This window comes from Brevibacillus soli, from assembly GCF_044759095.2.
Lineage (GTDB): Bacteria > Bacillota > Bacilli > Brevibacillales > Brevibacillaceae > JBIYSM02.
The window spans coordinates 83406-106238 of record NZ_JBIYSM020000001.1 but is presented as its reverse complement, the minus strand read 5'-3'; the positions used below and the strand labels follow the sequence as shown (position 1 = coordinate 106238).

Sequence of the window (22833 nt, the reverse complement as noted above, 5' to 3'; positions counted from 1 at the left end):
TTCCGCGGCAAGCAAAAGCATCTCGCATTTAAGGACATCCGAATGCTCATGCAGCACCTTTACTTGATCGGCGCCACTGGTTCCGGGAAGTCGTACCTTCTCACGTTCCTGGCTCTGCAAGTTGTTCGGCACGCGGGGATTACTTTCTTTGATGTGAAGGGTGATATCGTCGATTTCTTCTTGGAGCATCTACCGCAGTCCGAATGGGACAGAGTCGTTTATATCGACCTTCACGAAAGCGAATGGTTCATCCCCTTCAACATCCTTCGGCAGCCGGGAATTAGCGTCTATAACCTTGCTACGTTGATTGTAGGGGTGTTTGTAAGGTGTTCTCTTCCGGTTCAATCAAGGAACATTCCCAGACAATCCTACGGCAGGCGTTGATTGCCGTGATCGCCACAGACCCAACTGGCTCGCTCCTGGCCGGCTAAAGAAAGGGGCCGTGTCTAGTGGAACGGTTATTGAAAAGCCGCAAGTTGTCCCAATTCCAAAGAAAGCAGACAGAGAAAGCGAACACAAAGGACGTGCTAAAAAAGGGAACGCTGACCAAACGCGACAAAGCCGTTCTTCTGTCCGTATACCATCACCGTTGCCTTACAACTGCTGGGAAAGCATGCGCGAAGTCGTACCGCTTGCCCTTTTTCCGGAACCGACCGTACCGCTGCAGCCGCTGCAGATTCGCATCCAGCAAGGGTCCTATTCGCTCGTATTGTACAGCGGTTCCCACCCGGTGCGCCGTTATCCCATCGGGATCGGAAAAGACGGACTGACGCCGGAAGGGTACTTTTTCATCCTGCAAAAAATCAGCCGCCCCCGTGGACACGGCGATATTTACGGGACGCGCGGCCTCATCTTCGCCGACGGCGGATACGCCATTCACGGCACCAACACCCCGGAAAGCATTGGCCAGGCCCACTCGCTTGGCTGCATCCGCCTGCACAACGTTGACGTGGAGGAGCTGTATTCCTTTGTCTCTTTGGGGACGGAAGTGATTGTTTCCGCCCACAACCAACCGCTGCGCACCTGGTCTAACCCGGTCCGTTTTTTCCTGACGGCCGGTCCGGACGAAGAGACTCCTCAGGTTGTGTATCACTGGCTCCAGTGATGCACCCCTCATCCGAAAAAGAAAGCCGTTCCTACTAGTATGCCTGCCTACCTCCAAAACTCCCCTTTTTCGTTTGGAGGGGAATCTGCCGCCGCCAATTGCCCGGGGTGAGACAGCTGAACTTTTAACGTACAATCAGGACAACAATGACCAGGACAACACATAGAGACATCGTATTCGTTATCAAAAACGCTGCGCCGACACCTGTTACAGCCAAACTGACAGCGTAGGTCTCCATCAGACTGATCCCCAAAAGAACCAGTAGGTAAGATTTTAAACTTAAATCTTTAACAGACTTTGTTTTAAGAATTTGAATAATTTGTGGAATCCAGCCCAAGGACAGAATGATTCCACCCAACAATTGCATGATTGAAAACAGCATTTCACACACCCCACATCATCCATAGATAAGTCCCTTGCTGCGAGTATTTTTGCCCGCAGGTTCGAACGGATATATGGAGCATATTAAAAAGCTGTGCAGATCGTGCTTCTACACAGCTCAAGCAGTAATGATTTTTCCGTGGAGCAACGTGGGCGTCGGGCCAATAGATGAAACGTACGCAAAAGGCAGCTCGTCACATAAACAGGACGGCAGGGCAGTCAGCCCGCATTTTAGACAGATTGGAGGATCAACATGAAAAGGATAAATGCGCCTCTCTTGACTAAAAAATGGTTCCTTGCCGGTGTTGCTTCTTTGTTGTGCGTCGGTTCCATCAGCCCGGTATTTGCTTTTCGTGAAAATGCTCCTCATGCCGCCATTTCGTTTCAGATCGGAGAGAAACGTGTGAATGGCGCCGGCGAAGAGTATCGGTTGTCTTACGCTCCTTATCTCAAAAACGGCTCAGCGATGTTTCCCATCAGAGACTTTGCGAAAGCACTTCATTTTACCCTAACATGGAACGATGCCAAGCGGGAGATCTCGATTCAGGATAGACAGCAGAAGATCGTGCTAAAACCCAACAGCCCATTTGTTACGATTAACGGCGACCGGCAGCAAATGAATACATCGGTTGACATTGTGGACGGAAAAGCATATGTTCCGATTCGTTTCATTGCCGAAACACTGGGAGCACATGTACGTTGGGATCATCAAGCACGTATGGTTACCATTGATAAAAACGACGAAACTTCTCTTCAGTTGACGTACGATTTTCAGAAAGGCAATGATGGCTGGGAAGCGGGATTTGCAGATTTACCGCAAGATTATGCAGATAATGACTATCGATTACAACACAAGGTCGACGTCATACCATTGCCAAACCATGCAACGAATAAGGGGTTCTATCTTAGCGGGATGAACCGAAGCGATGATTTATTCATGTATATTTACAAAAAAATAGGGTCCGAACAAGGCATTCTGCCCAATACTGCCTATCACATTACGTTGGCCTTCGATATTGCGACCAACGAAGCCGGCGGAGCTTTCGGCATTGGCGGCGCTCCCGGGGAAAGCGTATATGTGAAAGCGGGGATCGTGGCCCAAGAACCGAAAACGCAGCCAATCGATGGCTTCTACCGATTGAATGTGGAGAAAGGGAACCAGGCAAATGAGGGTACCGAAATGAAGCTTCTAGGCAATGTCGCGAAAACAGACAGCGTTGATTCCAGTTATGAGCTCAAACATTTTGTAGAAAGTTTTGATGTGAAAAGTAATGAAAAAGGGGAATTGTACCTGATCATGGGGACTGATTCCGGTTATGAAGGTTTAACTAGCATTTACTATACGAATATCCAATTGGACATAAGAAAAGAAAAATAGCTGCCAGAGAAGATGGTCGTATCCCCGTCAAGTGGACAGCAAAAAAGAAGATTAACTTATACGGCGATCGCTTTTCGGTATTCAACCGGGGAGAGGTCGCCGAGTTTTTTCTGGAAGCGATCATTGTTGTAGTAGTCGCTATATTCCGCAATCAGTTTGCGTGCCGCAGCCTCACTATCTGGCTTCTCAATAGAAAGCTTTTCTTTTTCAGGTGAGAAAAGATCCCGTCTGAACAGGGGAAAATACCGCTGCCGTGACTTGGCAGGCATCCCGGTGTGAGCAGGTGGCACACCTTGTGCGTCTTTTTTCTCCAGAACCGTAAAGGAAATTCCTGTCACAAGTACTCTGTCGATAATAGGGCAGCGGCGGGGGAACGGTGCGTAAGAATCATCCCCCTTCCCCGCCTCCGCCTCTTGCCGCTGCGAGTCGTACAAATCTCGCGCGTACCCAGACCTTGTTCAGTGTTGCGGAAATCTCGTTCACACTACCTTTCTTTCGATAAAATGGAGCAACCGCATCATCTCCACCTCGCTGTTAGGTTTGATCATCACACCGCCACTCTTTGCCCGCAGTTGATGCAATGGACGGGTTGATGATGCCTGGAAAAGCTGAACACAGGATGTTCACGGCTCACGTAATGCGTGTTCCAAACGCCTCCTTTGCCGGTTTATAGTTTTTCTTTCAAATCTTCAATAAAGCTCACGATCAGTTGTACCGCTCCTTCCATATCGTCCAGGTGAACACAACCAATCGCCGAGTGGATGTAGCGGGAAGGGATCGAAACACATCCTGTTACGACACCCGTACCGCTCACGCTGATCCCCCATCCATCGGTTGCGCCATGAAGAAGTACCTCTCGCTGATAAGGAATGTTTGCCTTCTCCGCCACTTCCTCCAATTTCCTGGTGAGGCGTTTGGGAACGGCATTGCCGTGATACGTATTTGGCGACCAATCGTAATATTTGATCGCGGGTCCCTGCCCAAGCTGAATCGGCATTTCCTTCGGCTCTATTCCCGGCGAACCTCCGGCTAAGGTGACGTCAATCGCCAGCGCCACGTCAGGTTGAATTCCGAAAGCTGCCGGACCGGAGCCGCGTATGCCAACTTCTTCCTGTACGGTCGCAACGGCGTACACCGTTGCCTCCGGCTGCGTATCCCGCAGCCGTTTCATCACTTCGATCATCACCGCGCAGCCGGCGCGGTCATCGACGGCTTTGCCGGTAAACACCTTCGTGTTGTTAAGAAGTTGACCTTTTCGTTCAAATGTGATGAAATCGCCAATCCGCACGCCTAATGACTCCGTTTCCGCACGGCTGGACGTCCCCAGATCGAGGTGAATGTTTGCCATGGGTATGGTCTTTTTGGCCTCTTCCGGTGTGACAATGTGGGCCGGTTTGCTGCCCGTCACTCCTTGTACTGGTCCCTTGTCCGTATGGATGGTCAACACTTGATTCAACAGCATGCGATCGTCGTGACCACCGGCGGGAACGAAGAAGACAAATCCCTTTTCATCGATGTAATGGACGATAAAGCCGATTTCATCCATGTGCGCGGACAGCATCAGCTTTAAGTCGGGATTTCGGCCCTTTTTGACATATATCTGGTTTCCGAGCGGATCGGCATAATTCTCATCGGTAATTCCGCTTAATTGCGCCTTGATAAATGCCGCCACCCGTTCTTCATACCCCGAAACCCCCGGGATCTCATCCAGTTCTGCCAGCAGTTGATACAGTGACGTTTGGCCATTCATTTCATTTCCCTCCTCACCCGAATTAAATGATAGCAATGTTCAGCTGCTGAAGTACCCACTGGGGCACCACAAATCTTGCCGTCAAGAGCGGGTCCACCACTTGGCAGATTTGCGTTTGGCCGACCGCACTCATCAGCATGGTGATTTCGCTTAACGGCAGGCCCGAAGCCGCAACAATCCGATCAACCATCTCTTCTACGGCTATCTTTACTGCCTCATCCAGCGTGGGAGCGGAAGCAATCGTCGTGACCACGCTGTCGTTTTCCAACATCGGATGACGCAGGGCAGTTCCTTTTATAACCTCTAACGTCACGGTTACGACACCCGGGATCTCGATGCCGGACACGCCTATCTCCCCGTCGCCCATTGCGGCATGCAGATCACCTAAAGCAAACAACGCTCCCTCGACAAATACGGGAAAGTATACGGTTGCCCCCTCGGTGATCATTTTGTTGTCCATATTGCCTCCATGAGCGCCGGGGGTACCACAGGATACTTCCCCTTGTTCCGGCGCCACACCAATGACGCCAATCATGGGATTCAGCGGAATCTCCAGATGGTTAAAAATCGCTTTGTTGTTGCGAATCGGGATGATCTTCGCCTCAAATGCCTCGATGCGATGCCCCATCACACCCAGCTTGGGTCCGACGGCCATCACACCCTGGTCGGCTATCTCAATGCGCTCGATTTTTACTTTTAACACATCACCAGGCATGGCTCCTTCCACATAGATCGGACCGGTAGCCGGATTGATCTGCGCCCAGTCGATCGAGGTAAATGCAGTATCCTCCGATTGAATCTGATTGGTGAAGCAATCGTAGGTTTCAATTTGCAGCGTCGTTCCGGATCGGACGGTTTTGATGGGCGGGTTGTTGCGGCTAAACGCATAAATAGAATGCTGGCACTTCAGTTGTTCCACTGCTTACATCCCCCTTGATAAGTAGTACAAACTGTTCATCAACAGCAAATAATTGGGATTGTCCTCCATTGTCGGGCTAGCCCCGCAGGTGCCGAACTCCGCGTGCGGGGAAAGCAAAATCATTTTTCCGCGGCCGTATTCCGCTTCAATGATCGCCGGTTTGCCTTCCAAATGGCGGGCGAATCTTTCCCTGGTGAGCGGATTGAGCCATTTCATCGCTTCCACGGCAATCTCATTGCTGCCGATATCCCAGCTTGGCGGTTCACATCCGGAAGCGAGGAAGTCCTGATAACTGGCGATTACTTTGACGTTGTTGCCGTCAAGCAGCTGAAAGGCCGGTCCTTCCCAATAAATCACGTCCAGCGTGCTGGGAACTCCGAAAGCGAGACCGTACGTGACAGGATGCGTGGTGTCGTTAAACTGGATGCGCACAAATCCTGTACCCGTCCGCCAGTAATCAAGCCCCTGTACATCCGTCACCGGAATCATGTTTAACCAGACATTACCGGCCGCCGAACCTACCGGGGCCGATAACGGAAAATAGCTGCCCGCACAAGATCCCAAATAACCGCCGCCGGCTTCCACAAAGGATCGGATCTGGTCGTACCCTTGTTCGCCCAGCCCCTCGTAATACGACTCGCCGGCATCTGGTCCGCCAGGTACAATCAACAGGTCATAATCCTTGAGCACACCGTCACGGACCTGCTGATCGCTGATTTCATCCACATCCAGCCCATAGGCGGCAAAAAACGCAAAAAACGGTTCGGAACAAAAAGCTGCGCAATTTTTGCCATTGAGAAAGGCAATTTTTCGTTTAAGACAAAGGGGTGCGATATACGGCTCAATGCCCCCCTCCACGAGATCGGTGACACAATCGGTCAATTGCGTTTCGCTTTCTACCAGCAAACTCCCGGGAAAGAGATAATGTCCTTCCGGAAATCGCTCCGTTTTTACGAAACACTTTTGCTGAACCTGATACACCTTCCCACCTTCACGCAATAGGCGGTTCACCTGCTGAAACAGTTTGGACAATTTGCTTTGATAGGGGACGAGACCGAGTCGCGTCATAGGCAGCAGACGATAAGCCACAGTCAACACACCTCCAGCTCATTTATTGGTCATATAGATGACAAGCCACGTAGTGGCCCGGACTGACTTCTTTCAAAGAAGGCATCTCCATCCGGCAGCGATCCATGCACTCGCTGCAGCGGCTGGCAAAGCGGCAACCTTGCGGAAGGTCAATCGGGCTTGGGATATCCCCTTCCAGAATCACTTTTTCGCCTTTTCGCTTCGGATCAGGAACCGGAATGGCTGACATTAACGCTTTGGTGTACGGGTGCAAGGTGTGCTGGTATAATTCATCAACGTCAGCCAGCTCGACGATTTGTCCCAAATACATCACGCCGACACGGTCGCTGATGTGTTCCACAACACTTAAATCATGGGCGACAAACAGCATCGTAAGCCCCAACTCTTCTTTCAGCTTGCCGATCAGATTGAGAATTTGCGCTTGCACGGAAACATCAAGCGCGGATACTGGTTCGTCTGCCATGATAAACATAGGCTCCACCAACAGGGAACGGGCGATCACGATCCGCTGCAGTTGGCCTCCGCTGAACTCGTGGGGATGGCGATCAACCGAATCTTTCGGCAGACCGACCAACTCCAGCAATTCACCGATTCGTTCCGACTCCCTGCCGGCTGCCAATCGGTGCACTCGCAGCACTTCCATAAACGTTTGCCTGATCGTTAGGCGCGGATTTAGGGAAGAATAGGGATTTTGAAAGATCATCTGCATCTTTCGCCGCAATTGTTTTAATTGTCTTGCATCTACATTTGTAATGTCTTCACCATCAAAGTGAATCCGGCCGGAAGTAGGTTCGATAATACGCAGCACGCAGCGGCCCAACGTAGACTTGCCGCACCCGCTCTCACCCACGAGGCCGAAGATCTCCCCCTTGCGAATGCTGAAAGACACACCATCGACCGCTTTTAACAATTGACTCTGCTTGCCCAGAAGGTTTCGCTTGCCCGCCGGAAAATACTTGGTTAATTCTTCTACCTTCAGGATGTCTCCGCTCATGCTGAAGCCTCCTTTTCCAGTTCGTTCCAATGGTGACAGGAGACGAAATGCCCTGCCTTGACCTCTTGCAGTTGCGGCTTTTTCTCCAAACAAGTGGCGGTGCGGAACGGACATCGTTCGGCAAAGGCACATCCCTTTATGGCGAGAGAGAGGTCAGGCGGCGCTCCTTCGATGGAACGCAGCTTTTTTTCATTTGCTCCCAGCTTAGGAATGGAACCCATCAGACCCAACGTGTACGGATGGGAAGGGGAAGCAAAGATCGTCTCCACGTCGCTGCTCTCTACGATTTCCCCGGCGTACATCACCGAGATCTTGTCACACACCTCCGCTACCACGCCAAGGTCATGGGTAATCATAAGAATAGCCATACCGAACTCTTTTTGCAGATTTTTCATAAGACGCAAGATTTGCGCTTGTATAGTCACGTCAAGGGCAGTTGTCGGTTCATCTGCGATCAGCAGCTGCGGTTTACAGGACAGTGCGATGGCAATCATCAACCGCTGCAGCATGCCGCCGCTAAACTCATGCGGGTATTGGCTGTAACGCTTTTCCGGGGAAGGAATGGCGATATGGCGCAATAATTCGAGCGTTGCCTGTCTGGCAGCCTGTTTGCTCATCTGCTTATGAAAACGAAACATCTCGGCAATCTGCTCTCCCACCGGAATGAGCGGATTCAATGAGGTCATCGGATCTTGAAAAATCATGGAGACGACATTGCCTCTTATATGCTCCATCTCTTTTTCTTTCAAGTTCAATACATTGCGACCGCCCAGGATGATTTCACCGGATACCTGTCCACGTACGGGATCGATGAGCCGCATGATCGATTTTGCCGTCACGCTTTTGCCGCTGCCGCTTTCTCCGACCAACCCCATCGTTTCCCCTGGTTTTATCGAGAAGTTGACGAAACGAACGGCATGCGCGATCCCGCGTTCCGTCTTAAATGTTGTAGATAAGTTGCGTACCTCCAGAAGATTTTCCATTTTTACCCCCCCAGCTACGTTTTGGGATAAAGCCATTTCAACCAAGGAACTAGCAATACACCTGACAGACAGGTACCGTACAATACACCTGTCAAGACATCTCCATACAGGGCAAATCCGATGCCGGCGGCTGCGCCCAATCCGAATGCGATAAACATTCTCGTCCTGCTCCCTTTTGCCCACAGCAACACAGGCAACAGCGGTCCCCACAGCAAACAAAAGGAGGTCACCACATCAAGCAGCGTGACATGAGAAGTGAACACGATGGCCAGCGGGATCGGCAGCAGGGCTAGCGATTTGGGATAGGATTGGTGAAAATCGCTGTATGAACGCTTTACGCGAAAGATTTCATAGATAATCGTAACGACCAGCGCCATCAAAAACAGTGATTTTCCAAACTGCCCGCCAAATTGTTCGATGACCTGCAGGCTGACGTGATCGGTCAGCTCCGGCCAAATCGCTTGTGCTTTGGCCACAAACGACAGGGAACCTAGTGAAATCGGCACAAAGGCAAACAGCACGGAGGCGAGCAAATAAGAAAGAAAGCTTTTTGGCGTCCTGATTTGGCTGACGCCCCCATACATGTAAAACAAGTAGTGATGGACAAGTATGCTAATCCCGAGCACCAGGATGAACAGCCACGTTTGCTGTACATCCAGCTTCAACATATCGGTGGCCAGGAAATGGAGACCGGAATACACGGTCGGGATACTGATTTTCAGATAAACCAGGGTTGGGATGAGAAACGACGCGATCATTCCGACGACCACCACGCCGACCGCAATCCATTTAACAAACCAGTTTTTCGCGAAGCCCAACAGCATGAAAACAACAATCAGGAGAACCATGAAGAAGAAAAACGAATCCATCCATAACGATTGGCTGATGACAATTTTTCCGGCCAGCAGCATACAACTGACAGATTCGGTTAAATAGAGAAAATGAACCAATCGATGCAACCCTTCTTCTACCCGTCGGGCTGCAAGTCTTGTCCGCCAAAAGAAAAACAGATAGAACGATGCCACTTGCATGATGACCAGTCCCAGAATTCCCAATACGCCATAGTCATAGGCGATTTGCGGCACCATCAGAAACACGACAGGGGTAAACCAGGAAATCAGGACAAAGATAATCTGGGTGCCCACTCCCTGCGTCATCCTACCTCACTCCGGTACGTCCGCGGCGATACGCCTGTTGCCTTTTTGAAACTGACGGCGAAATAGTTGGAACTGTTAAAGCCCGTCATCGTGGAGACAGCCTCGATGCTGTAGTTTTTCTTTAACAGCTCTTTCGCTTTTTCGATGCGCACAGAGGTGAGAATATCGACAAACGTAACGCCAACTTCCTTTTTTAACAGCCGATTCAGATGAGAAGGACTCACGTGGACAGCTTTGGCCACATCTGCCAAAGTTAATGGTAATGCGTAGTTCTCATGAAGATAGCGCAAGCATTGCTTTACGACGGACTGGTCCTTTTCGTGCATTTGCTGGTGTGCCGTGAGATAGGCCTCGCTCAAATCGGCTGAGACACCCACGCCGTAATAAAAACGATCTTTTATTTCCGACTCCACGCGCATCAATCCCTCATACAACTCTTTCAGCTGCAGGGAACACGTCAAGTAAACGTGAACATCGCCGACCGGTTCCGGGGTCAAAAACCCTTTTAGCCTGCCGATATGCTTCTCAAAGATGGACGGCCAGCTCGAATAGGCACACTGCACGGCAACGATCACATCGGGAACAAATCCAAACTCGGCCCGCCATGAATCGGCGTCACGGATACCCCCCGTTTTGAATATGCTTTTTTCGATCAATGACTGCTTGACGAGCGGATTTACTTTCTTTCTGGTCGTCCATCGTTCTTTCATCTTGGCCAATGTTGTATAAAACTCAGTGGTGCTAAACGGTTTCAACAGATAGGAAGTCGCTTCGCATTCCAGCGCTTCTTTGGCATAGGCGAATTTGTCATATGCCGATACCATTGCTACTTCCGTATCCGGCCACGTTTGCTTGATTTTTTTTAATACCATCAAGCCGTCCATTCCCGGCATGTGTATATCCAGAAAAACAAGATCCGCCGATTCTTGCTCCAGCTGTTGAATCGCATCCATCCCGTTTTCGGCCATCCGTACGGAATACGGATGTTGATTGTTCATTAACAGTTCCCTTAGGTTTAACAGCTCGAGCGGTTCATCATCTACCAGTAATACCCTCATTGTCAAACCTCCCGAATTGTTATGGTACATGTTGTGCCAGGGGAAGCAGCCTGAATGTGCAAATCTCCCTTGTCTCCAAAGTAGTGGCGCAAGCGTTGCTGCGTATTTTTCAGTCCGATTCCCAGATATACGGTTGCCTGCTCTCGCTCTTTCCAGCGGTTAAACTCTTCGACAATTTCCGGACTGATCCCGAGACCGTCATCGATAATCTTGATCTGCAGGCCTTCATCCCCGGACGTGGCGATGATCCTGATCTTTCCTCCATCCATTTTCGGTTCAATGCCATATTTGCATGCATTTTCCACAAGAGGCTGAATCATCAACAACGGAATTTTCACCCGCTTGCTTGGCTCATCCATCTGAATCTCCCAATCCAGTCGTTTGCCGAAGCGCAGTTGTTGGATTTTCAGGAACTGGGTGACATGAAACAGCTCTTCTTCCAGGTCGACCAATTCTTCCGTGCTGCGCAGCGAATAACGCAGCAGGGAAGAGATGACATAGGTCGCTTCTACCGCTTCTTCATGTTTTCCGATCCTGATTAAGGAAGAGACGGCGTTTAAGGAATTGAACAGAAAATGGGGCTGGATTTGGGATGAAAGGTGATGAAAACGGATTTCTCTCAACAGACCTTCCAATTCCGTTTGCCGCTGCTCCGCCCGCAAGTATTCTTTTTCTTTCTCGGAGATGAGCAAAGAAACGATCGTCGTCAGACTGACTACCCCGCCAACAATCCCAAAAACAATCATAAAGGTAAATGATGTAGCCGATAGAATCATGCTGCACAACCTCTTTTACAGCTATACCTTCCTTTGCTTCGGATCAAAGTGGGCCTGCAAGCCGTCACCAAATAAATTAAAGGATATAACTGTGATCATAATGGCGAATCCGGAAGCCAGGGCCGCATGAGGAGCAATCAGCAGATACTCTCTTGCTTCCGCTAACATGGCTCCCCAATCCGCCATCGGCGGCTGCACGCCTAGCCCCAGGAAACTCATCGCCGCTAAGTCTAGAATAGCATAAGCCAAATCAATTGTAGCTTGGACAAGTATGGGAGACATGCAGTTTGGAAGAATATGCCGGAAGATGATGCGAAGGTTGGACATTCCCAGTGTTTTGGCTGCTTCTACATACGTTTGCGACTTTTCCACCAGCGTGACGGATCGGACTATCCGTGAGATCATGGGGACGTAGACCACACCCAGCGCGATGATCGCATTCTCCAGCCCCCGTCCGTATACGGCTACGATCAGCAACGCCAGCAAAAGAGCGGGAAATGCCAGTAAGACATCCCACGCACGCATAATGAGACTGTCTATCTTTCCTCCGTAATAACCGGCAATCAGGCCGAGCGGCACGCCAATGATCAGTGAAATCAAGACAACAAAGACGGAGCCGAGCATCGTTGTTCTCGCGCCGTAAATCACACGGCTCAAAATGTCTCGCCCCTGTTTGTCCGTACCGAGGAGATGATCCCCGGACGGCCCTTGCAGCGATTTCGCCAAGTCACTGCTGTCTGGATCATAAGGTGCTAGAAACGGGGCCAACAAGGCCATGAATACTATGACAACGATAACCACACCGGCAGCTACAGCCAAGCGATTCTTAAAAAAGGAGGACTTGAAGATGGATCCCCGCTTTTGCTTTCGGACAGGCGCAGCCGCCGAAACCGTTGTTTCCACTTGTGCCACAACTCTCCCTCCTTACGAATAACGAATTCTGGGGTCAATCACCGCGTATAGCACGTCTACCAGCAAATTGATCAAAAGGAATACCACTACCATAAACAATGTCGTGCCTTGAACAACCGGATAGTCGCTGCTTTGCACCCCGTGAACGATGAGGCTCCCCAGTCCGCCGATGCCAAACGTGTATTCTACCAGGACCGTTCCCACCATTAAAAAGCCTACTTGCAATCCGGTTACCGTAAGGAGCGGAATCAACGCATTGCGCAATGCATGTTTAAAGATGATCGTCCGCTTCGGTATCCCTTTTGCGATGGCTGTCTGGATATAGTTCGTTTGCAGGACTTCGATCATCCCGCTTCTTGTAATCCGCGAACTTAGCGCAATCATGTTGATTCCCAGGGCGAGGGAAGGCAGGAACATATATTTCAGATTTTCTATAAAGTTATCCCCTGTGCCAAAAGCGGGAAGTAAGTCCAATTTGTATGAAAAAAGGAGGACGGCCAACACGCCTGTAAAAAAGATCGGGGAAGAAACGCCGGCTAACGCGAACAGGGACATGACGTAATCAACCCACGTATTTTTTTTGACAGCGGCCGCAATCCCAAACGGTACGGCAAATAACAAGGTGATGCACGTACTCATGATCACCAGTTGCAAGGTAAGCGGCAATCGTTCGACGATCATATCCCAAACCGGCTGCTTCTGTTTAAAGCTCTCGCCCAGGTTGCCATGCAGCGCATCTCCGAGCCAGTAAATGTACTGCTTCCATATGGGTTCGTTCAAATGGTACTTCTCTCTGATATTTTCAAGAACTTCTGGTGACGTTTGCTTACCTCCAACCATAATTAACGCGGGATCGCCCGGAGCCAGATGAGACAAACCAAAGATAAGAACGGAGACGAAGAATAATACCGGAAGCAAAAACAATAGTCGCCTGATGACATAGTTAAGCACTTGCGTCACCTCATAAAAGGAAAGTTGGAGGGACAAACAAGTTTGCCCCTCGCCCAAAAAATACGTTTATTTCAGCTTCATGTTCTTGGTAAATGCATCCCAGTACCACAGAGGCGTAATCGTATAACCTTCTAAATTTTTGCTTGCAGCCAATATTTGTTTCGGATGGTCAATCATGATCCACGGTGAATCCTCAGCGATGATTTTCATGGCTTCAATCATCAATTCGGAACGCTTGGTATCGTCGGTTAAGGTGATCTGCTGATCCAGCAAGGCGTCCACTTTCGGATTTTTATAGTTGCCGAAGTTGGAACCGCCATCGCCGGCGTTGCTGGAATGGAATACCGGCGTCAGGTTGCCGACCGGATCAGGGAAATCAGAACCCCAGGCATTGACGATGATATCGTAATCCCGCGCCCCGCTAAACGCTCGTGTATTGAGTTCTTCACCTGTCACTTTTTCAATTTCCAAATCAATGCCAAGTGGTTTAACGGCTGCTTGCAGGGCTAGTGCAGCATTGATCCGAATCGTCTCATTGTCCGTCAAAATCTTTGCATGGAAGCCATTCGGAACGCTTGATTTGGCTAAATATTCTTTCGCCTTTTCCAAGTCAAAGGCATAGTCAGGCAGCTCTTTGTACGCCGCTTCCCATTTATCCCGGTTGAACAACCAGATGGCGGGTCCGACCGGAACAGCTTTGGCCTCGTTACCGGCTGTTTTAACGATTTCCGTCAAAATCTTTTTCTTGTCAAGCGCATAGTTCATCGCTTTGCGCACGTTGGGATCGTCAAACGGTTTCTTTTGGGTGTTAAAAGCGATAAAGTCGTTCAAAAAGCTGTCAGCGTACTGAATGTTTACATTGTCCATGCCTTCGACTACCGGCAGCAAGTCCAGGGGAACATTAATCATACCGGTGATCTGCCCCGTTTTTAAGCCGGTTACACGTGTTGTCCCTTCCGGAAGGACTTTGAACACTACTTTGTCCAGATAGGGACCGCCGGACTTGTCCCAGTAGTATTCATTCTTCGCCAGTTCGATTGTAGAACCCGTTTGCCAACTTACGTATTTGAACGGTCCGGTGCCCATCACTCCGCCGTCCGGTTTGCCAAACGTGTCCTTGTGCTTCTCGTAATAACTTTTGCTAATGATATGTCCTGCCGTTGTTGCCACAACATAGCGCCAAAGGGCGTCCGGTTTTTTCAGAGTAACTTTGACGGTGTTGTCATCCACCTTTTCAATTTTATCTACGTTTCCATACATCCATCCCAGATAAGATGCCGTTTTCGGGTCTCTCGTTCGTTCCATCGAGAAAATGACATCATCCACTGTCATCGGTGTTCCATCCTGAAACTTGACGCCTTTGCGGATGTGGTAAATATACGTAGTCGGATCGGGATTTTCCCAACTTTCCGCCAGATTCGGCACCAGTTTGGAGTTTTGATCGAATTTTAGAAGTCCTTCGGTAATTTGATTGACCACAGGGTTTGTGGTGAAATCATAAGAAAAAGCAGGGTCTAGGGAAACGATGTCAGCCGGCAGCGCAAAGGTTACCTCTCCGCCATTTTTGGCTTGTCCACCGGATGATTCATTCCCGGAACTCGGCTTTTCGCTGGAACATGCGGCTGTTAACAGCAGCAAAAAGGCCAGCAGAGCCATAAATGATCTTCTCAACATGAAACTGTTTTCCCCCTTTATTTTCTGATTTGTAATACAATATAAACAATTTCTTCATTTGTATGGTTTAATATTTAATCATCCATTCTAAACATTCTAATCATCTTTACGTCTGAAAAGGGGAGACTATCAGCAATGCCGCCTTGTTTGTGATTCGATCCCGACTATGACGCTTGATAAAGGTTTCTTCCATTTTTAGGACTTCAGCTGTGGGGAACAAGTATCCCTAGCACGAGCAAGAAATCACGGCGAAACCGTTAGATTGTAAATCACTGCCCTTTCTTTGGTGGCATAAAAAGTCCCCTCCGGCCAACAGTGATGAATCCATGATATCATGAACTCTTTTTTCACTTTCTACCGTAAGGGGATAATACCAAGAGCACTGTTTAAAAGCGCTCTGCGTCGGGGCCAACGGGCGAAACCTACTCCCTCTCTGATATACCCAAGCACTTGCCAAAACCTTTTGGGAGTGCTTTTTTTTTGTCTCACAGACGAACTGGTAAACACCGATAGATCAATCATGGATTTCGCGATGATATACTATTTCATAATCATTCTGCTGTTCTTAAGAAAGTCTTAAGATTTATTCTTGCTTGATCTTAAGAAAGGCCGTTTACAATGTAGAACATATCAATCAAGCTATCCTTTTGAAAGGAGGGAGAGAACATGAATCCTTACACAGTATTAGTTGTCGATGACGAAAAAGAAATCCGCGATGCGATCGAAATCTATCTCAAAAATGATGGAATCAAAGTCATAAAAGCCAATGACGGCATCGAAGCGATTGAAAAATTGCATGAGCATGACATTCATCTCATCGTGTTAGATATTATGATGCCACGACTCGACGGGATCGCGGCCACAATGAAGATACGTGAGGAAAAAAACATTCCCATCATCATCTTGAGTGCCAAAAGTGAGGAGACAGACAAGATATTAGGTCTTCAGATTGGTGCGGATGATTATGTCACGAAGCCGTTTCATCCGTTGGAATTGATTGCTCGCGTGAAATCCCAGCTAAGAAGGTATGTGACGTTGGGGACCTATGAAGGGGCAGAAAAAGTGATCCATTTGAATGGTCTTTCTTTACATGAATCAGCCAAACAGGTTACTCTTCACGGGGAGGTTGTCAAGTTAACCCCGATTGAGTACAAAATCGTGGAATTATTAATGAAGAACGCAGGCCGAGTGTTTTCAATTCACGAAATTTACGAGCGCGTATGGAAAGAGCCCGGCTATAACGCGGAAAACACGGTAGCAGTCCATATTCGCAAAATTCGCGAAAAAATTGAGATTGATCCAAAGAATCCGAGATATGTAAAGGTGGTATGGGGAATTGGATACAAAATGGAAAAATAGATGGATGCTGGTTGCTTGGCTGCTCCTCTTTTCCCATGGGCTGAGCGGCATCATGACGGGGTTCGTTCATGGAAGGGACTATATCCAAAAGGATTATTTTCAGACCGATCAATTTGAAGGTCAGCTGCAGCATTTTATCGATCTGGTAAGCGTGTTTGAATGGAATTATATACCGAAGGAAGAAGCCAAAAAGTTGATTACCGTGACGGCTGAAGAAATTGAAGAGCACCGTTATCGGTATGGAGACCTGGCAGAGCAGATTTCCAATATTAAAGCTCAATATGAAGACAAAATTCAGCAAGCGCGAGCCGAAAGGAACCAGGAAGTTGCGAACGCCTATATCGCAGAACGGGACAGGAAAATTGAAGATATTACCATGAATTTTCAAAGCGACGAGCACGTCCGAGCCAAGATCGTCAAAGAAAAAGAACAGAAAATTGACGACTATTATCGGGAGATGGAATTCCAACGGGCGGATTTTGTGAAATACAAAGGGGTATTTCTCTATTATGTAAAGGATACCGAAACCGGAAAGGTATATACGAATGTAAATACAACCCAGGGTGATTCCAAAGATCAGGTGATCAACCCGAAAGATATGGCCTTTATTCGCACCTATCCATCATCTGCGTTCGGCTATCTTTCAACAGAAGGACGTTCTTCGTATCTGGATCATTTGCTATCCGCCAGAAAAGCAGGTATCTTTGAAGGTCAGATTGCCGTGCCGAAGTCAGCGGTTGCTGCAGGGGCGGTTTTGCCCGACTATTACGACTTTCAACATCAACAAAAGGTCTTTTATCTGTACACCGTCAGCGGGATCACTGCTTTTCTCATCAGCCTTTATCTGCTGAAAAAGATTCCCGTCGTCCAAATCATCGCACCAAAGAGTTGGCAGTCCTACTACAACCGGGTGCCCCTCGATGTAAGAGCGGGAATTCTGGCATTCAGCGGTTTGTTAACCCTTTTTAAGCTGGTGAGGAATCATCCCTTTCCCCTTCATGAATTCATGTATGATTATCTCTCGGAAATCCTGTTTGATTTGGGGATCACCGCCGTTTTCATTGCGCTCACCCTTGTCCAGGGGAAATATCTTTTTACAAGTATCAAAGATGAAACAAATCTTAGGGATGAGTGGCAAAAAAGTATCCTGTACAGGACTTGCAAGGGGATCCAGCAAGCCTTCCTGATCCGGCGAATCGGTACGCAGGTGTTCATCTTGTTATCGATTGTCTTTGTTTTTGGTGCAGGGTCGATCGTCGCATTGATGAAACCCGTTCTTTTGCCCCTCTATGCTCTCGGACTTGCCGCGGTTGCCCTGCCGATCCTGTTTTTCATCGTCAAACGTACGGGATATTTCAATCAGATTGTTTTGCATACGAGCGAGCTCGCCCGCGGCAATTTGGAGCCCGACTTGCCTGTAAAAGGAAAATCCGCTTTAGCCACTCTTGCCGGGAATATCAACCTGTTAAAGCATGGGGTCAAAACGTCACAGAAGGAACAGGCCAAAAGCGAACGGCTGAAAACAGAGTTGATTACAAATGTGAGTCATGACCTGCGCACTCCGTTGACGTCGATTATCACGTACACGGAGCTGCTGAAGACGCCTCACTTGTCAGAGGAAGAGCGAAATTCCTATATCGAAATTATTGACCGCAAATCGAAACGCTTAAAAGTTCTCATTGATGACTTGTTTGAAGCGTCCAAAATGGCCAGCGGCAGCGTGGAGCTGATGAAAGAAAAGGTTGATCTCGTCCAACTGCTGCAGCAGGCCCTTGCGGAATATGCCGATCGAATAGACGAATCCTCGTTGCAATTTCGCGTAACAACTCCGGATACGCCGGTTTATGCCCTCGTCGATGGACAAAAATTATGGCGAGTGTTCGACAACTTGATCGGAAATATCCTGAAGTATTCCTTAGAAAATACGAGAGTCTATATTTCTGTAAAAACGATCCCCAATCAAGTCGTCATCACCTTTAAAAATGTGACGAAATACGAGCTCGGAGAAAATATCGAGGAGTTGTTTGAACGATTTAAACGGGGCGACACCTCCCGCCATACAGAGGGATCTGGACTTGGCCTGGCCATTGCCAAATCGATTATTGACCTTCATGAAGGCAGCTTAGAGATTGAAGTCGATGGTGATTTATTCAAGGTAACCGTGTTCGTAAACACTAGATAGGAGTAATGCTTACCAAGGTAGGTTAGCTACAGGGTGTCGAGAAAGTGGCTGCAGCTGAAGAAGCTTGTTTCCGATCTTCGCTCCGGTCTACGCCCTTCAAGGATGCATAGACTGTCCGCTCCGCAACCATTCGCGGGGGAGCGCCAATGCAGTAGCCGCTCCGCAGTTCATTCAGAGTGACGCTCCTCATGCCCGCGAATGCGTTTCTCCGCTAGGTTGGGCTACGCTAGTCGCTCCATCTGGAAACAGGCTTCTTCTATCAAAACAGGCAACAAAAAACGTGTTCCCAAAGAAGGAACACGTTTTTTTGCTGACTATTCTTCCATATGGCTAAGGGTTTCTTCGTGTCGATTATCTTCTTCCGGATACCATTGATCCAGCACTTTCCCTTGCAGCACTTTTCCCTGGACAAACTGGACTTGCTGCTCACTGAACCAGTACGTCCAATCGATTCCCAACTCCTCCGCCAACTTAACAACGGTCAGAAGCTCGGACCAGGCCACGTAGCGTTTGTACCAAAAGAATTGGGGCTGCTCATTCATATATGGGTACAAATCATCGAAATCGGTATGTTTACAGTCGAGAGCACGTTCAAAGTTCACTTTGGCGCGTTGCAGTTTTTCCTCAAAGAAAGCCTTTAAATCTATCTGTGCAAAGTTAGTCATAGACAGTCCCTCCTGTCTTCTCTCCCGATTTACTGATTATTGTACCACGCAGGCGGAAATGTGAAAATAGTTGAAACCTTTCCATTTCTCCCGAAAACCCGTCATCCGTTCGTACCGTTTGACGGAGGATGAACTCCCTTCCCAGGCTGCGGAGGGAGTTCAATGTCAGGAGGCAGGATCGGTGTGTTGTCAGTCGGCTGTCCATTGCCGCCGTCCACCGGTGTGCCCGGATCGGGCTGTTCCGGAGTGCCGCCGTTCTCTTGATCACTGCCGCCGTCTTGACCGTCCTGAATGCCGCCATCCTGGCCGCTCTCTTCGCCCTCAATCGGGACCTCACCCTCCTGAAGGTTCTCGTCGTTATGCAGTTCACCCTGCTGCAGCAGGTTTTCCAGCTGTGTCATGCTGATTTCAGCTACGTTGGACGGAGGCCCCTCTGTGCCGTTCTCATCTCGAGGAACGACGATGTACTTGTAGAGATTGGGCTCATTCACCGTATCAACGTAGGACATTTCCGTCAAACCGGAAGCGATCAGCTGCTTCGACTCCACACTGTCTACAAAACGATAGAGATCATAGGAGAATTTCCCCTCTGTACTGCCGCCGATCCAGCTGAGGACGACTTTCATTTGCCCGTTGTCCAGCGTCAGGTCTGCAGCCAGTTGAAGAGGAGTGAACTCAATCGGCTTTTCTACTTCCTTCACGCCATCCGGACGTTCGAAGTCTTTCGCTTTCACGCCCCTGAGCCCCTCGCTTAAAACCGTGGCAAACAATTTCGCCGTCATGCTGCTGCCCTGACGCATCAGGTGCTGATTGTCCTCTTGGTCGAAGCCCATCCAGACCGCAGAGACGTATTCCGGCGTATAGCCCACAAACCAGGCGTCCTTGTTGACACTGCTGTCGCCGATTGCGGACTGGGTCGTACCGGTTTTACCCGCTACATGGCGGCCTTTGATCCGCGCTGCTTTCCCTGTTCCTTCGTTGACAGCACGCTCCAGAACCGTATGGATGTCCCATGCCGTCTGCGGCTTGAGTACTCGATCCTGCTTTGGTTCTGCCGATTGCTCATAGCCCATGCGCTGATTTTTCAGCTTCACCACCGCGTGAGCCTTGGAGACAACACCGCCGTTCGGGAAGGCAGTGTATGCCTGAGCCATTTCAAGCGGCGACGTTCCCTTGTACAATCCGCCCAGAGCGATGGCCAGGTTTCGGTCTTGCGGCTCCAGTGTGATCCCGAACTTCTTGAGGTATTCCACCCCTGTTTCCACGCCGATTTCGTTCAACAGCCAGACGGCCGGAACGTTCATGGACTTGATCAAGGCACGGGAAAGATCGACACTGTCGCTGTATACGCCATCGTAGTTGGTCGGCTTGTAGCCGTTAAAGCTCTGCCGCTGGTTGCTCAATGACGAGTGGATGTTCAAATCGTCCCTCGTGTCCAGTGCCGGGGCGTACACAGCCAGCGGTTTTAACGTCGAGCCCGGTTGCCGGCGCATGTCTACAGCCAGGTTCCAGCCCTTTCGCTGATAGTTGCGTCCGCCCATCATCGCGGCGATTCCCCCGTTTTTCGCGTCGACGACAATCATCGCGGACTCCACGGACCGCTTCGCGCCGTCTTTCGGAAAATTTTTCGGGTTCTCGTAGGCGCGAATCATGGCATCCTGCATCTTCGGATCAAGGGAAGTATAAATCTCCCAGCCTCCCCGGTACAGTTCGTCCTCGGAAATCTTAAACTTCTCTTCCACTTCCCGTACAACGTAGTCTACATAGGCCTCGTAGCCTTTTTTCATGCCGGCCTTCTCTTCTGTCTTGCGTTCCGGCATCGGTTCTTTCTGCGCCTGTTCTTTTTGCTCCAGGGTAATGAAGCCCTGTTCGTACATCAGTCGCAAGATGGTATCGCGCCGTTCCTTCGCCTTCTCTGGATCGCCAAACGGCGAGTAGTAGGTCGGCGCCTTCGGAATGGCAGCCAGAGCAGCTGACTCCGCCACGGTAAAGTTTTTATCGGTAACCGATTTGCCAAAGTAGTACTGTGCGGCCGCCTCCACGCCGAATTTCCCTTTCCCCAGGTATACCTTGTTCAGGTACATCTCCATGATTTGGTCCTTGGAAAACTTGCGCTCCAGGCCGATCGCGATGCTGATCTCTTTGGTCTTACGCCAAAAGGTCTGCTCTTGGGAGAGGAATACGTTTCGCGCCAGCTGTTGCGTGATCGTACTGCCGCCTTCGGCAAGTGTGCCTTTTCTGATATCATTGACGATCGCTCCGGCCACCCGGATGATATCGACGCCCTTGTGGTCGAAGAAGCGTTTGTCTTCGACTGCGATGAAGGCGTCAATCAAATGCTTCGGCATTTGACTGATCGGCATATATTCGCGAGTCTCGCTGACGTTCAGAGTGCCTACTTCGTCGTTGTTTTTGTCGTAGATCACCGACGCCTCGTTTTTGATGTCTTCCAGTTTCCTCATATCAATCATTTGCTCACCGGCGTACAGCAGGGCAAAATAGCCGCCGACAACGCTCAGGAGCAAAAAGACAAGAAATGAAACGGCAAACAGAAGCAAGCTGTTTTTCTTCTTTGCAAGTTTCTGGGCCTTTGTTGCCATTGGGTACCTCCTGGTTTCTTTCTCTCTCCCACCTTTTAGACGGGAAAATTCCAAAAAAGTTTCTGGGCTCCAAATGCAGCAGACCACTGTCTATGATTTCATACTTGCGCAGTTTTGTCACTGGAAAAAGCCTGTCACCGCTTGACGGAACAAGCTTTTAACGAGAACTTGTGCTGTTCTATCCTGCACTTTGCCGCTCTTCCCGACTTGATTTCGTCATGATCGGATCGATAAAATGGAAACGATACCCATTTCATTTCCATATACGGAGGGAACCCTGATGAGAGAAGCGTTTTTGTTCGGAATGTTTGAAAAAACCAGAGAACAGTGGCTGAAGAAACTGGAGACTTGTCCCGAAGACAAACGAACTGTTATTCCCGCAGGTTTTAACAATCACCTGCACTGGCAGATTGGTCACATTCTATTCGTAACCGATGGCCTGATATATGGTTTGTCCGGCAATGAAATGAGATTACCTGCTTCCTACCGAACGTTTTTCGGCAACAAAACAAAACCCAGTGAATGGACAGGGGAAGCGCCATCCTGGGAGGAGATCCTTGCCCACCTGAAACAACAGCCGGAGCATATTCGAGCCGCATTTGGTGAAAAGCTGGATGCCCCGGTCAAGGACAACTTCTTAAACGCCCAAACCGTGGGAGAACTTCTCATGGCAAATATCGTTCACGAAAGCAATCACGCGGGTACCATCAGTGCCATGCTCAAAGCCCTTCATTGAAAGAAATGCCACCTTTTTCACATGAAAAAACCACCCGGCATGAGCTATCCTCAACCCACTCGGCGTTAGCTATCGCTGAGCCGAGTGGGGTCCCTTTCTTCGCCGGGCGGGGCCCCGAACACTTTTCTAGCGGCTGTATGGGATGTCCAAATTTATAAATTCTT

General features: G+C 49.3%; 21 protein-coding genes. 6 read left to right on the top strand and 15 right to left on the bottom strand.

Features of this window, described 5'->3' with window-relative positions:
- The first annotated feature begins 42 nt into the window (after nucleotides 1–42).
- Both ACE99V_RS00485 and ACE99V_RS00480 read left to right on the top strand, forming a co-directional pair.
- On the top strand, nucleotides 43–384 hold the full coding sequence (locus tag ACE99V_RS00485; RefSeq protein ID WP_420997907.1) for a helicase HerA domain-containing protein: 342 nt from the start codon (nucleotides 43–45) through the stop codon (nucleotides 382–384).
- Between the two features lie 229 nt (nucleotides 385–613).
- Complete coding sequence (locus ACE99V_RS00480) at nucleotides 614–1105, top strand: L,D-transpeptidase (RefSeq protein WP_400488983.1); 492 nt, start codon at nucleotides 614–616, stop codon at nucleotides 1103–1105.
- A 124-nt stretch (nucleotides 1106–1229) separates the two neighbouring features.
- On the opposite strand, the gene ACE99V_RS00475 is transcribed toward ACE99V_RS00480, so the two are convergent.
- Nucleotides 1230–1487, bottom strand: coding sequence for a PQ-loop domain-containing transporter (locus ACE99V_RS00475; protein WP_400488982.1), 258 nt, complete (start codon nucleotides 1485–1487; stop codon nucleotides 1230–1232).
- 252 nt (nucleotides 1488–1739) lie between these two features.
- Between ACE99V_RS00475 and ACE99V_RS00470 the strand changes: the two genes are divergently transcribed.
- A complete protein-coding gene (locus tag ACE99V_RS00470; RefSeq protein WP_400488981.1) occupies nucleotides 1740–2864 on the top strand; it encodes a copper amine oxidase N-terminal domain-containing protein in 1125 nt (374 codons plus the stop codon).
- A gap of 56 nt (nucleotides 2865–2920) precedes the next feature.
- On the opposite strand, the gene ACE99V_RS00465 is transcribed toward ACE99V_RS00470, so the two are convergent.
- The 12 genes from ACE99V_RS00465 to ACE99V_RS00410 all read right to left on the bottom strand — a co-directional run bounded on the left by ACE99V_RS00465 (nucleotide 2921) and on the right by ACE99V_RS00410 (nucleotide 15127).
- On the bottom strand, nucleotides 2921–3298 hold the full coding sequence (locus ACE99V_RS00465) for an IS3 family transposase (protein ID WP_400488980.1): 378 nt from the start codon (nucleotides 3296–3298) through the stop codon (nucleotides 2921–2923).
- A gap of 233 nt (nucleotides 3299–3531) precedes the next feature.
- Nucleotides 3532–4614, bottom strand: coding sequence for a M42 family metallopeptidase (locus ACE99V_RS00460; protein WP_400488979.1), 1083 nt, complete (start codon nucleotides 4612–4614; stop codon nucleotides 3532–3534).
- Between the two features lie 22 nt (nucleotides 4615–4636).
- On the bottom strand, nucleotides 4637–5533 hold the full coding sequence (locus ACE99V_RS00455) for an acetamidase/formamidase family protein (RefSeq protein WP_400488978.1): 897 nt from the start codon (nucleotides 5531–5533) through the stop codon (nucleotides 4637–4639).
- A gap of 3 nt (nucleotides 5534–5536) precedes the next feature.
- Nucleotides 5537–6622, bottom strand: coding sequence for a BPL-N domain-containing protein (locus ACE99V_RS00450; protein WP_400488977.1), 1086 nt, complete (start codon nucleotides 6620–6622; stop codon nucleotides 5537–5539).
- 22 nt (nucleotides 6623–6644) lie between these two features.
- Entirely contained in the window at nucleotides 6645–7616 is a 972-nt protein-coding gene (locus tag ACE99V_RS00445; protein WP_400488976.1) for an ABC transporter ATP-binding protein, read from the bottom strand.
- Nucleotides 7613–8599, bottom strand: coding sequence for an ABC transporter ATP-binding protein (locus ACE99V_RS00440; protein ID WP_400488975.1), 987 nt, complete (start codon nucleotides 8597–8599; stop codon nucleotides 7613–7615). Before ACE99V_RS00440 ends, ACE99V_RS00445 begins: the two co-directional genes overlap by 4 nt.
- A gap of 14 nt (nucleotides 8600–8613) precedes the next feature.
- Nucleotides 8614–9756, bottom strand: a complete 1143-nt coding sequence (locus tag ACE99V_RS00435; RefSeq protein ID WP_400488974.1) for a hypothetical protein — start codon at nucleotides 9754–9756, stop codon at nucleotides 8614–8616.
- Nucleotides 9753–10814, bottom strand: a complete 1062-nt coding sequence (locus tag ACE99V_RS00430) for a response regulator (RefSeq protein ID WP_400488973.1) — start codon at nucleotides 10812–10814, stop codon at nucleotides 9753–9755. Before ACE99V_RS00430 ends, ACE99V_RS00435 begins: the two co-directional genes overlap by 4 nt.
- Before the next feature lie 2 nt (nucleotides 10815–10816).
- The gene (locus ACE99V_RS00425) at nucleotides 10817–11590 is read right to left on the bottom strand and encodes a sensor histidine kinase (RefSeq protein ID WP_400488972.1); all 774 of its coding nucleotides are present in this window, start codon (nucleotides 11588–11590) and stop codon (nucleotides 10817–10819) included.
- Between the two features lie 21 nt (nucleotides 11591–11611).
- Nucleotides 11612–12502, bottom strand: a complete 891-nt coding sequence (locus tag ACE99V_RS00420; protein WP_400488971.1) for an ABC transporter permease — start codon at nucleotides 12500–12502, stop codon at nucleotides 11612–11614.
- 12 nt (nucleotides 12503–12514) lie between these two features.
- Nucleotides 12515–13453 (bottom strand): ABC transporter permease, encoded by a 939-nt coding sequence (locus tag ACE99V_RS00415; protein ID WP_400488970.1) that lies wholly within the window; start codon nucleotides 13451–13453, stop codon nucleotides 12515–12517.
- Nucleotides 13454–13519: 66 nt separating this feature from the next.
- The gene (locus ACE99V_RS00410; RefSeq protein WP_400488969.1) at nucleotides 13520–15127 is read right to left on the bottom strand and encodes an ABC transporter substrate-binding protein; all 1608 of its coding nucleotides are present in this window, start codon (nucleotides 15125–15127) and stop codon (nucleotides 13520–13522) included.
- A 666-nt stretch (nucleotides 15128–15793) separates the two neighbouring features.
- Between ACE99V_RS00410 and ACE99V_RS00405 the strand changes: the two genes are divergently transcribed.
- A complete protein-coding gene (locus tag ACE99V_RS00405) occupies nucleotides 15794–16486 on the top strand; it encodes a response regulator transcription factor (protein WP_400488968.1) in 693 nt (230 codons plus the stop codon).
- Entirely contained in the window at nucleotides 16464–18668 is a 2205-nt protein-coding gene (locus tag ACE99V_RS00400) for a histidine kinase dimerization/phospho-acceptor domain-containing protein (RefSeq protein ID WP_400488967.1), read from the top strand. The genes ACE99V_RS00405 and ACE99V_RS00400 overlap by 23 nt, the downstream gene beginning before the upstream one ends.
- A 314-nt stretch (nucleotides 18669–18982) precedes the next feature.
- On the opposite strand, the gene ACE99V_RS00395 is transcribed toward ACE99V_RS00400, so the two are convergent.
- Nucleotides 18983–19333: a hypothetical protein gene (locus ACE99V_RS00395; RefSeq protein ID WP_400488966.1), complete on the bottom strand. Its 351-nt coding sequence runs from the start codon at nucleotides 19331–19333 to the stop codon at nucleotides 18983–18985.
- A 101-nt stretch (nucleotides 19334–19434) separates the two neighbouring features.
- Nucleotides 19435–21933, bottom strand: coding sequence for a transglycosylase domain-containing protein (locus ACE99V_RS00390; RefSeq protein WP_400488965.1), 2499 nt, complete (start codon nucleotides 21931–21933; stop codon nucleotides 19435–19437).
- A 280-nt stretch (nucleotides 21934–22213) separates the two neighbouring features.
- Between ACE99V_RS00390 and ACE99V_RS00385 the strand changes: the two genes are divergently transcribed.
- Complete coding sequence (locus tag ACE99V_RS00385) at nucleotides 22214–22669, top strand: DinB family protein (protein WP_400488964.1); 456 nt, start codon at nucleotides 22214–22216, stop codon at nucleotides 22667–22669.
- Nucleotides 22670–22833: the final 164 nt, after the last annotated feature.

Coding starts and splice junctions, on each gene's coding strand:
- ACE99V_RS00425 (WP_400488972.1), bottom strand. CDS start 11,590: ATGATTCTATCGGCTACATCATTTACCTTTATGATTGTTTTTGGGATT.
- ACE99V_RS00390 (WP_400488965.1), bottom strand. CDS start 21,933: ATGGCAACAAAGGCCCAGAAACTTGCAAAGAAGAAAAACAGCTTGCTT.
- ACE99V_RS00405 (WP_400488968.1), top strand. CDS start 15,794: ATGAATCCTTACACAGTATTAGTTGTCGATGACGAAAAAGAAATCCGC.
- ACE99V_RS00410 (WP_400488969.1), bottom strand. CDS start 15,127: ATGTTGAGAAGATCATTTATGGCTCTGCTGGCCTTTTTGCTGCTGTTA.
- ACE99V_RS00470 (WP_400488981.1), top strand. CDS start 1,740: ATGAAAAGGATAAATGCGCCTCTCTTGACTAAAAAATGGTTCCTTGCC.
- ACE99V_RS00485 (WP_420997907.1), top strand. CDS start 43: ATGCTCATGCAGCACCTTTACTTGATCGGCGCCACTGGTTCCGGGAAG.
- ACE99V_RS00395 (WP_400488966.1), bottom strand. CDS start 19,333: ATGACTAACTTTGCACAGATAGATTTAAAGGCTTTCTTTGAGGAAAAA.
- ACE99V_RS00435 (WP_400488974.1), bottom strand. CDS start 9,756: ATGACGCAGGGAGTGGGCACCCAGATTATCTTTGTCCTGATTTCCTGG.
- ACE99V_RS00475 (WP_400488982.1), bottom strand. CDS start 1,487: ATGCTGTTTTCAATCATGCAATTGTTGGGTGGAATCATTCTGTCCTTG.
- ACE99V_RS00445 (WP_400488976.1), bottom strand. CDS start 7,616: ATGAGCGGAGACATCCTGAAGGTAGAAGAATTAACCAAGTATTTTCCG.
- ACE99V_RS00460 (WP_400488979.1), bottom strand. CDS start 4,614: ATGAATGGCCAAACGTCACTGTATCAACTGCTGGCAGAACTGGATGAG.
- ACE99V_RS00480 (WP_400488983.1), top strand. CDS start 614: ATGCGCGAAGTCGTACCGCTTGCCCTTTTTCCGGAACCGACCGTACCG.
- ACE99V_RS00385 (WP_400488964.1), top strand. CDS start 22,214: ATGAGAGAAGCGTTTTTGTTCGGAATGTTTGAAAAAACCAGAGAACAG.
- ACE99V_RS00430 (WP_400488973.1), bottom strand. CDS start 10,814: ATGAGGGTATTACTGGTAGATGATGAACCGCTCGAGCTGTTAAACCTA.
- ACE99V_RS00440 (WP_400488975.1), bottom strand. CDS start 8,599: ATGGAAAATCTTCTGGAGGTACGCAACTTATCTACAACATTTAAGACG.